Annotated in this window: 10 protein-coding genes and 1 pseudogene; 7 read left to right on the top strand and 4 right to left on the bottom strand. The window is 39.9% G+C overall.

Going from position 1 to position 9,582, the window contains the following annotated elements:
- Positions 1–20 precede the first annotated feature (20 nt).
- From FA584_RS04760 to folD, 3 genes are read right to left on the bottom strand one after another with little or no spacing between them, the layout of a single operon-like run.
- Positions 21–671, bottom strand: a complete 651-nt coding sequence (locus FA584_RS04760; RefSeq protein WP_096046344.1) for a site-2 protease family protein — start codon at positions 669–671, stop codon at positions 21–23.
- Entirely contained in the window at positions 671–1,498 is an 828-nt protein-coding gene (gene lepB, locus FA584_RS04765) for a signal peptidase I (protein ID WP_096046345.1), read from the bottom strand. The genes FA584_RS04760 and lepB overlap by 1 nt, the downstream gene beginning before the upstream one ends.
- 12 nt (positions 1,499–1,510) lie before the next feature.
- Positions 1,511–2,353, bottom strand: coding sequence for a bifunctional methylenetetrahydrofolate dehydrogenase/methenyltetrahydrofolate cyclohydrolase FolD (folD, locus tag FA584_RS04770; protein WP_087438319.1), 843 nt, complete (start codon positions 2,351–2,353; stop codon positions 1,511–1,513).
- A 70-nt stretch (positions 2,354–2,423) separates the two neighbouring features.
- Between folD and FA584_RS04775 the strand changes: the two genes are divergently transcribed.
- The 7 genes from FA584_RS04775 to recG are packed head-to-tail and all read left to right on the top strand — an operon-like array spanning position 2,424 to position 9,019.
- Complete coding sequence (locus tag FA584_RS04775; protein ID WP_167750374.1) at positions 2,424–2,768, top strand: cytochrome c; 345 nt, start codon at positions 2,424–2,426, stop codon at positions 2,766–2,768.
- Positions 2,769–2,823: 55 nt separating this feature from the next.
- A complete protein-coding gene (gene hemL / locus FA584_RS04780) occupies positions 2,824–4,110 on the top strand; it encodes a glutamate-1-semialdehyde 2,1-aminomutase (RefSeq protein ID WP_096046346.1) in 1,287 nt (428 codons plus the stop codon).
- Complete coding sequence (locus FA584_RS04785; protein ID WP_167750375.1) at positions 4,107–4,403, top strand: AtpZ/AtpI family protein; 297 nt, start codon at positions 4,107–4,109, stop codon at positions 4,401–4,403. The genes hemL and FA584_RS04785 overlap by 4 nt, the downstream gene beginning before the upstream one ends.
- The gene (locus tag FA584_RS04790; RefSeq protein ID WP_228448596.1) at positions 4,381–4,887 is read left to right on the top strand and encodes a hypothetical protein; all 507 of its coding nucleotides are present in this window, start codon (positions 4,381–4,383) and stop codon (positions 4,885–4,887) included. The genes FA584_RS04785 and FA584_RS04790 overlap by 23 nt, the downstream gene beginning before the upstream one ends.
- The gene (locus tag FA584_RS04795) at positions 4,871–5,920 is read left to right on the top strand and encodes a dehypoxanthine futalosine cyclase (protein WP_087438323.1); all 1,050 of its coding nucleotides are present in this window, start codon (positions 4,871–4,873) and stop codon (positions 5,918–5,920) included. The genes FA584_RS04790 and FA584_RS04795 overlap by 17 nt, the downstream gene beginning before the upstream one ends.
- 44 nt (positions 5,921–5,964) lie before the next feature.
- On the top strand, positions 5,965–7,215 hold the full coding sequence (locus tag FA584_RS04800; protein WP_369806285.1) for a M16 family metallopeptidase: 1,251 nt from the start codon (positions 5,965–5,967) through the stop codon (positions 7,213–7,215).
- A complete protein-coding gene (gene recG / locus FA584_RS04805; RefSeq protein WP_167750378.1) occupies positions 7,202–9,019 on the top strand; it encodes an ATP-dependent DNA helicase RecG in 1,818 nt (605 codons plus the stop codon). Before FA584_RS04800 ends, recG begins: the two co-directional genes overlap by 14 nt.
- A gap of 31 nt (positions 9,020–9,050) precedes the next feature.
- On the opposite strand, the pseudogene hpf reads toward recG, so the two are convergent.
- Positions 9,051–9,564 (bottom strand): annotated as a pseudogene (gene hpf, locus FA584_RS04810) (ribosome hibernation-promoting factor, HPF/YfiA family).
- Positions 9,565–9,582: the final 18 nt, after the last annotated feature.

Genomic DNA, 9,582 nt, shown 5'->3' on the forward strand with positions numbered 1-9,582 from the left:
GACTCCCCATAGGAAGCCTGTTAATATAACCATCCAATTACGTAGCGAATGGGTAGAAAAAAGTAGTGTGACAGGGGTGTTGCAATGAAAACAATCAGAATGATCATGCCATAACGCTCTAATGATTCATAAAAGCGCACGAGCGCGTTCCATCCAAAGATGATACCAAGATAGGTGAGGGCGTGTGAACCATCTAAGGGTGGAATGGGATAGAGATTGAAAAGCCCTAAAACAACGTTGTAAATCAGTGACTGGATTAAAAAAAAGATGACAAAAACTTCAATAAAGTTGCTTGCATTTCTTAGATCAGGTAAAAAACTCAACATGCCTGCGCACAGAAGGGCTAGCGTGAAGTTGTAAGCAATACCTGCTAAAGAGACATAAATAGCCGCTTTATAGCCACCATTTCTAATGACGGTGGGTATATAAATCGGTACAGGTTTTGCCCAACCGAACATAAAAGGAGCACCACTAAAAAAGAGGACAGCTGGAACAATGATCGTTCCTACAAGATCAACGTGAACGATGGGGTTGATGCTCAAACGACCTTGGTATTTAGCCGTAGTGTCACCATAACGATATGCGACATATCCATGCATAATCTCATGGCCAATGATCGCTACCATAAGAGCTAAAACGGTAGCACTGATCTCAATAATTTTAACTTCCATTAGAAAAAGTTCTCATCGTATTGCATGGATTCGACAAAGCGACCAATGCGGTTCCATCTGATTTTATAGTCATCATCCCATGAAAAATAGATAAACCAAGGCTTTCCGACAATGAGGCTATAAGGGACACTTCCCCAAAAACGGCTATCGTTAGAGTGGTCGCGGTTATCGCCCATCATAAAATAGTTATCTTTTTCTACTTTGGCATAAAAAGCGTTAAATCCATAGCCAGAAATACTTGGAAGTTCCTGTACTTGAGCAGGTTTCATGAAAAGTTGATTTGCCCCTAAGTGCAGTACCATTTGTTGAAAGAGATCAACGGAGTCATCATAGTGAATGCCATGAAATTTTTCAATATAAGGGTTATTGACCCAAAGTTTACCGGCAATCGTTTTGATTTTTTCAGCAGGATAGTTGGCTTTAATATATTCATCTCCCTCGCTGAAGTGAATGTAGAGATTTTTCTCTTGGAAAAGAATTTCATCCCCTTCTGTTGCGACACAACGTTTAACATAATGAACTTTGATATCTTTGGGATAGCGAAAAACGACAATATCCCCACGCTCAGGTCTATTTCCTTCAATGAGATGTCCATTGCCTTTAAAATCAGGCAAAACAGGAATTTCAAGCCAAGGAAGATGCGGTGTTGGAATACCATAAACAAATTTTTTCACAAAAAGATGATCACCAATCAAAAGGGTTTTAATCATCGAACCACTAGGAATAACAAAGGCTTGTGCGACAAAAAAGATAACAAATAAAACAATAATAAGTGTACCTGTCCAGCTATTGGAAAAGTGGTAAAAACGGTTGAGTAAATTTTTCATAGTTTTCCTAAATTATAAACGCTGTTCGGCAGCTTTAATGGTATTTTCGAGTAACATGGCAATCGTCATGGGGCCAACTCCTCCTGGAACGGGAGTAATGTAACTGCATTTTGGAGCAACATTGGCAAAGTCAACATCACCCACAAGGCGTCCTTCTTCAGTTTTGTTGATACCAATATCAATCACCATGGCACCCTCTTTAATCATGTCGGCAGTAATGAGATTTCGTTTACCTACGCCTACAATGACTAGGTCAGCTTTTTGGGTATGTGCTTTAAGATCTTTGGTGAAAATATGGCAAATATCAACCGTTGCGCCTGCATTTAAAAGCAGATTCATCATCGGTTTTCCAACAATATTACTAGCACCCACAACACACGCATCAAGTCCTTTCGGATCGATATTGTAGTGTGCTAAAAGACGCATAACACCCAGTGGTGTGCAAGGTACAAAGCTGTCGAGTCCTGCGACTAAACGACCCACATTGAAGGGATGAAAGCCATCGACATCTTTTTTAGGATCAATCGCCTCAATAATTTTTGTGGTATCAATGTGTTTTGGGAGAGGAAGTTGAACAAGGACTCCATCAATATTTGGGTTGTTGTTAATCATCGTAATGGTTTCTAAAATTTTTTCTTGTGAAATAGTAGTTGGCATTTTATGAATAATCGAATAAACACCCGCTGCATCACACGCTTTTTCTTTCATTTTGACATAGGTTTGGCTCGCCGCATCATCACCGACTAAAATGACGGCAAGACCGGGAGTAATGCCTTTAAGATTAAGGGCATCGCTCTGTGTTTTGAGCTCTATTTTGATTTGATCTGACAGTGCTTTCCCATCGAGGATCTGCATTCAAACATCCTTTTAGTTCATTTTTGATACTATACCAAATTACGAATAAAGAGAGGATAAAGTAGTTTTGATGCGGTTTTTGCTTACATGTAACGTGTTCCTATTTTTGTCTATAACACCACTTTTGAGTGAGGATTTTATCTCTAAAATGGAGTATGCGAAGATGCTCTATTCTAACCCTAGAGGCATTGGCTGTAACAAATGTCATGGTGAAAAAGCTGAAGGTGCTATTATCTCAAAATACATCTCAAGAGGTAAAGAAGTGACCCTCTCTGCACCTGCGATTACCAGCGTTTCTAAAGAACGCTTTTTTCAAGCTTTGACGTCTCAACATAGAGTCATGCCGACTTATTTTTTAACATGGCAGGAGATTGATAGTTTGTATTATTACGTCTCAAGTGAAGTGAAAAAGTAGTTTGTATAGAAACTTTCTGTAAAATTTTAAAAAATAATCAATGAGGATCATGAAAATGCACTATGATAAAAGCATTAAAGCATATGAAAAAGCTCAAAATGTCATTCCTGGTGGTGTAGATTCTCCTGTACGCGCGTTTAAAAGCGTAGGAGGAACACCTCTGTTTATCAAAAAAGGCGAGGGTGCGTATCTTTTTGATGTCGATCACAATCGTTATGTCGATTACGTCCAAAGTTGGGGACCCCTTATCTTTGGGCATGCTAATAAAACCATCGAAAAAGCGGTCATTAAAGCGGTTAAAAAAGGGCTCAGTTTTGGAGCACCTACGAAAGCAGAAACAAAACTTGCAAGCCTCATCTGCTCGCTCTTTCCTGAAATTGATAAAGTTCGTTTTGTCAGTAGTGGAACAGAGGCGGTTATGAGTGCGATTAGACTCGCGCGAGGCTTTACATGTAAAGATGATATTATCAAATTTGAGGGTTGCTACCATGGGCACAGTGACTCCCTTTTAGTACAAGCAGGCAGTGGCGCTGTGACCTTTGGAACGCCTAGTTCTCCAGGTGTTCCCGCCGATCTTACGAAACATACGCTTTTAGCCAAATACAATGATATTAAAAGTGTCAAAGAGTGTTTTAAAAACTCTAAAAACATTGCCTGTATTATTATCGAACCACTGGCCGGCAATATGGGTTTTGTTCCTGCTGATGCAAAATTTTTGGAAGAGTTAAGAGTTTTATGTGATAAACATGGAACACTGCTTATTTTTGATGAGGTCATGAGCGGTTTTAGAGCAAGCCTCAAAGGGGCACAAGGAATTTATTCAACCGTACCCGATTTGGTAACGTTTGGAAAAGTCATTGGTGGCGGTATGCCCGTGGGTGCCTTTGGTGGACGTGCTGAAATCATGGATAAACTCTCTCCTGATGGTCCAGTCTACCAAGCAGGAACACTGAGTGGAAATCCTGTGGCGATGGCAGCAGGACTCGCTTCATTAGAGCAAATTATGGATGATGAAGCGTTGTATATTAGACTTGAAAAAAAGGCTAAGAGACTGGTGGAGGGACTTAAAGAAGCTGCTCAGGTATCGGGTATTTCGCTTCAAGTTTCAGCCATTGGTTCCATGTTTGGCTTTTTCTTTAATGACAAACCCGTGAAAAATTTTGAGGATGCTCTTAAAAGTAATACTACATGTTTTGCTGCCTTTCATCAAGGTATGCTACGTGAGGGTTTTTACTTTGCGTGCTCTCAGTTTGAAACAGGTTTTATCTCTGATGCTATAAGTGATGAGATGATTGAAGAGACCATTGAGGCAGCGATTAAAGTATTTGAAGAGATTGCATGAGTGAAAAACCAAAATACGGCAAACTGATCGAAGGGGCTGAACAGCTCTCATTAGGCATTTCCATTGTGGTAGCAGTGCTCATTGGTATTGGTGTTGGTATGTTAATGAGCAATGTGTTTAACACCCCATGGCTTTTATGGGTTGGTGTTTTTTGGGGAGTGGGTGGCGCTATTTTAAATGTCTACAAAGCTTACAAAAAAAATGTCGCTTCTTTAGATGAACTCAAAGATGATGTACGTTATAAAAAATACCAACAACCTAAAGATGATGATGAAGATGACGACGACAAGTAGGCTTTTGCGCTTTTATCTTTTAGGAGATGTACTGGTCATTCTTCTTTCGTTGATTCAAGGAGGCGAGTGGCTTTTAAACACGCAAATCGCCTTTGTCTGCTCACTGCTGATTACTTTGGCATCGTTTCGCTCGTACCATACGTTTGTGACACGTCGTGTTGATGCTGGGCTAATTCCTGATGATAAATTTGATAAATACTATGAGGACGATCAAGAAGAAGATGATGAAAAAGAAAATGTTACTCCAAGAGTCGCTAAAGTAGGCTTTAAACAGAGTTTTCAAAATCTTGCTTTAAGCTATAAAAGTGCACTTTCACTGTATCGTATCCTTTCGTATGGTGTACTGTTTTTAGCCGTACTTTTTTTAATTCGCCATGATAATTTGGATGCAATAGCTTTTTTTGTGGGCTTAAGTGTGGTTCCACTCTCAAGCTTTTTATCTGTTTTGTTTGTTAAAAAGGGATTGAATGAAACGAATGAGTAATGAAGAGGCCTTACGTCTAATTCGTGAGGTAGATCTTAATACATTAGGTGAGATGGCGTTGAAGCGCAAAATGGAGCTTCACCCTGAAAATTTGACAACATTTGTTGTCGATCGCAACATCAATTATACGAATGTCTGTTGGGTTGATTGTAAATTTTGTGCCTTTTACCGTCATCATAAAGAAGATGAAGCGTATGTACTCTCCTTTGAAGAGATTGGTCAGAAAATCGAAGAGTTGATTGAAATCGGTGGAACGCAAATCCTGTTTCAAGGAGGTGTACATCCTAAGCTTAAAATTGAATGGTATGAAGAGTTGGTGGAGTGGATTAGTACCAATTATCCTAGTATCACGATTCATGGATTCTCAGCTATTGAGATTGATTACATCGCTAAAATCTCGAAGATCAGTTACCAAGAAGTGCTCTTACGTCTTCAGAAAAAAGGGCTTTATAGCATTCCCGGAGCTGGAGCAGAGATACTCAGTGACCGTGTTCGTGATATTATCGCACCTAAGAAATTAGGGAGCGAAGAGTGGCTTGGCGTACACAGAGCCGCTCATAAAATCGGTATGAGATCAACTGCAACGATGATGTTTGGAACGCTGGAAAGCGATGAAGAGATCATCGAGCATTGGGAAAAAATTAGAGAGCTGCAAGATGAAACAGGTGGTTTTCGAGCCTTCATCATGTGGAGTTTTCAAAGTGATCATACCAAGCTTAAAGAAGAACATCCTGAGATTAAAAAGCAGTCCTCAAATCGCTATCTCAGGCTTCTAGCCGTGAGTCGTTTGTACCTTGATAATTTTAAAAATATTCAAAGTTCATGGGTAACACAAGGCAGTTACATTGGTCAGCTTGCTCTGCTGTTTGGAGCGAATGATCTAGGCAGTACGATGATGGAAGAGAACGTCGTCAAAGCAGCAGGTGCAGCTAATCGCATGAATCAAACGGAGATGATTAAGCTCATCAAAGATATTGGGTCTATCCCTGCCAAACGTGATACATCGTACACGATTTTGGAGAAGTTCGCATGAAAAAACTATTTTTTACAATCATGATTTTGTTACAAGGAGTATTAGTGAGTCAAGAGATTAGTCAAATCAATGTTAATGGTGTTGAAATTCCTATCGTATTTGAAAAGGATGCTTCACTCCCTCTCGCTTCAGTACAACTTGTCGTTAAAAATGCAGGTAGCATGGAAGATGGTACGAATGAAGGTATTGCCAAGTTTTTAGCAGGAATGTTGGGTGAAGGCACCAAAGAGATGGGAGCAACGGCGTTTGCAGAAGAGCTTGAGTTTCGTGCTATTTCATTAGATGCTCATGCGGGTGTTGAAACAATGGTCTTTGAAGCTTCAGCACTTAAAGAACAGTTTCCCTATGCTTTGGAAATGATGAAAAAACTTCTCAAAAGTCCAAATTTTAGTAAAGAGAGCTTTGATAAAATCAAGCTTCTTACCCTTGGAATGCTCTCTAACAAAGAGAGTGATTTTGACTACATCGCCAATCTCAATCTTCAAAAACTCATTTTTGAAAACACCCCCTTTGCTCATGCGTACAGCGGTGATGTTAAAAGTATTAAGGCGCTCAAACTCAAAGATGTTGAAAACTTTTACAAAGAACGCATTAACCTAGAGAGCTTGATTATCGTTGCGGGTGGTGATATTGAACTGGACGAGCTTAAAAAAATGCTTTTACCCGTATTGGCTGAAATCAAGCATGGAAAACGAACGACGACACCATACTTTGATGCTAATAAAAATGCTAAAGAGCTGATTGTTCATAAAGAGAGTGAACAAGCTTACATTTACTTTGGAGCACCTTTTTATATGAAAAGTGGTGACCCTGAAACCTATAAAGCTAAAGTTGCAAGTTTCATCTTAGGTGAGAGTGGTTTTGGAAGTCGTTTAATGGAAGAGATACGTGTTAAACGTGGACTTGCGTATTCAAGCTACAGCCGAACCAGTGTAGGAAAATCAAGCAGTAGTTTTACAGGACACCTTCAAACCAAAAATGAGAACTTGGACGAGGCTAAAAAGCTTGTTGGCGAAGAGATTAAACGCTTTGTAGATCAAGGGGCAACGGAAGAAGAGTTAGCACAAGCGAAACGCTTTTTACTTGGTTCTGAGCCACTTCGCAATGAAACGCTCTCACAACGACTTTCTCGTGCTTTCTTTGAGTATTATAGTGGATTTGAGTTAGGGTATTCTAAAAAACAGCTTGAAAAAATTGAAAAGTTAAGTCTGGAAGATCTTAATAGTTTCATTAAAAAACACGATGAAATCACAGCCCTTAGTTTTTCGGTAGTCACAAAACGTGAAAAACCTTGAATGTGACCCAATAGATCAAGAACGCTTCAAAAAAATAGGAGTAGCGACGCTGTTAGATTTGGCACTACTCCTGCCTTCTTCGTATGAAAATACAACCCTTTCTCCCACGCCTCTGATTGAGCAGATCAATACATTACATGTAAAGGTACTTTCATTCAGGCAAAGTCCTAAAGTCTTGCAAATTGTCTTTTTTTGTGAAGCATGGCAAACCAACCTTGATGGTGTGATTTTTGCCGCAAAACCGTACCATAAAGCACTCTTTAAAGTGGGGAATGAGCTTTATATTAACGGAAAAATCAGTTACAACGCAGGGCGTTTGCAGATGGTGCAACCCAAAACTGTGACGATCATTAACACTCTGTTTCCAAAGTATAAAACAACACTTCAAAATAAAACAGTCATAGAGCTCATGCAACGGTATTTGAGCATTGAATCTTTAATGCATGAGGGTTTACATGTAAACGAAGCTCAAATACTGTTAAGCTTACACAGACCCAGCGCCAAAGAGGCAAGTGCCATAGGTAGCTTTGGGTACTCAGAATCCATTCTTAAAGTGCTTAAATATGTCGAAATTCATAACTACCTCAAAAAACTCTCTGGTAAAAAGGTAAGTTTTCCCTCTTGCGCAAAACTAGATGGAGATGAGCAGCCTTTTATCGCCTCACTTCCTTTTACATTAACTACCGATCAGCAAAAGGTCATTGGTGAGATCAAACGTGATTTTTTAAGTGAAAATGCTGCCAAGCGTGTCATTATGGGTGATGTTGGGTGTGGCAAAACGATGGTGATTTTGGCTTCAGTCATGATGAGCTACCCCAAAAAAGCCATTTTGATGGCACCTACCACCGTGCTTGCCAACCAATTATATGAGGAGGCAGTGAAGTTTTTACCTTTACATGTAAAGACGCTTTTGATCACGCAAGAGGCGGATAGTCAAGAGAATTTGGCTGATTTTGACTTCATCATCGGCACGCATGCGCTTTTGTACCGCGAGCTTCCTGAATGTGCGTTGGTTATGGTCGATGAACAACATCGCTTTGGTACCAAACAACGCGCGTTGCTTTCAGTTTTGGTTTCCAAACAGGCATGGCATCCGCACTATTTGCAATTCTCGGCGACACCGATTCCAAGAACCTTGAATATGATTCAGTCCTCTTTGGTGGATTTTTCATTTATTAAAATGCTTCCTTTTCCCAAAGATATTACGACCAAAGTGATCGCTAAAAAAGATTTTAAAGCATTGGTAGAACATCTCAAAAATGAAATTGCACAGCAGCATCAATGCATTATCGTTTATCCGCTGGTCGAAGAGAGTGAAATGGTCAATTACCAGTCGATTGATGAAGGGCGTGGCTTTTGGGAGAAAAATTTTGAGGGTGTTTATGTTACGTATGGCAAAGATAAAAATAAAGAAGAGATCCTCAAAACCTTTAAAGAAGAGGGCAATCTGCTCATCTCAACCACGGTTGTGGAGGTTGGCATCTCCCTTCCAAGGCTTTCCACGATCGTTATTGTTGGCGCGGAACGTTTGGGGCTTGCGAGTTTACATCAACTTCGTGGACGCGTGAGTCGCAATGGTTTAAAAGGGTACTGCTATCTTTACACCAATCTAGCCAAAAGTGAAAGGCTAGAGAAGTTTTCTCAAACGTTGGATGGCTTTGAGATCGCAGAACTTGATTTGGCATACCGTCAAGGTGGAGATGTCGTTGGCGGTGTGATTCAAAGTGGAAAAAAACTGGTTTGGTTTGAAATGGCAAATGATGAGGAAATTTTAAAAGAGGCAAAAGCAAGACTTGAAATATAGGCAAGAAGGCAAAGCCTTCTTGCGGTTGGTATTAATATAACCCGAATCTTCCATCGGTTTTTTTATACATCACGCGGAATTTATCTTCCATGTCGTGGAAAACGATAAACTGCTTGTCACTTGCTTTGAGCTCGTTCATAGCATCTTCGACTTCGACAGGTTTGTAGCTATCAAGGCGAATTGGCACGATCTCATCGTCGCTTCCTTCACTGTTTTCTTCGGTAACAACAAGTTCATCAGCTTTATAATTGGTAATTTTATCATGGTGACGACGTAAAACTTTTTTTAGCTCTCTCGATGGCGAGATCAACAGCGGCATAGACATCTTTGTCTTTTTGTTGAATAACAACCGTGTTTTTATGTGCCATATTAATAGCAAACTCAACACTAAAGCCTTTTTTGCCATTTTTTTCATCTGCTGAGATCACAGTACGCACAGAGATAATATCCAAATTGTATTTGCCGATAGCATCAACGGCTCCATCAACATACGCCTTGATTGGCTCCGTCAAATCAAATTGTTTACCTACAATACTCGTGTTCATCTTGTCTCCTTTTCCTTC

Origin of the sequence: Sulfurospirillum diekertiae (assembly GCF_011769985.2) — a bacterium.
Taxonomy (GTDB): Bacteria; Campylobacterota; Campylobacteria; order Campylobacterales; family Sulfurospirillaceae; genus Sulfurospirillum; species Sulfurospirillum diekertiae.

Coding starts and splice junctions, on each gene's coding strand:
- FA584_RS04785 (WP_167750375.1), top strand. CDS start 4,107: ATGAGTGAAAAACCAAAATACGGCAAACTGATCGAAGGGGCTGAACAG.
- FA584_RS04795 (WP_087438323.1), top strand. CDS start 4,871: ATGAAACGAATGAGTAATGAAGAGGCCTTACGTCTAATTCGTGAGGTA.
- FA584_RS04760 (WP_096046344.1), bottom strand. CDS start 671: ATGGAAGTTAAAATTATTGAGATCAGTGCTACCGTTTTAGCTCTTATG.
- FA584_RS04790 (WP_228448596.1), top strand. CDS start 4,381: ATGAAGATGACGACGACAAGTAGGCTTTTGCGCTTTTATCTTTTAGGA.
- FA584_RS04775 (WP_167750374.1), top strand. CDS start 2,424: ATGCGGTTTTTGCTTACATGTAACGTGTTCCTATTTTTGTCTATAACA.
- folD (WP_087438319.1), bottom strand. CDS start 2,353: ATGCAGATCCTCGATGGGAAAGCACTGTCAGATCAAATCAAAATAGAG.
- lepB (WP_096046345.1), bottom strand. CDS start 1,498: ATGAAAAATTTACTCAACCGTTTTTACCACTTTTCCAATAGCTGGACA.
- hemL (WP_096046346.1), top strand. CDS start 2,824: ATGCACTATGATAAAAGCATTAAAGCATATGAAAAAGCTCAAAATGTC.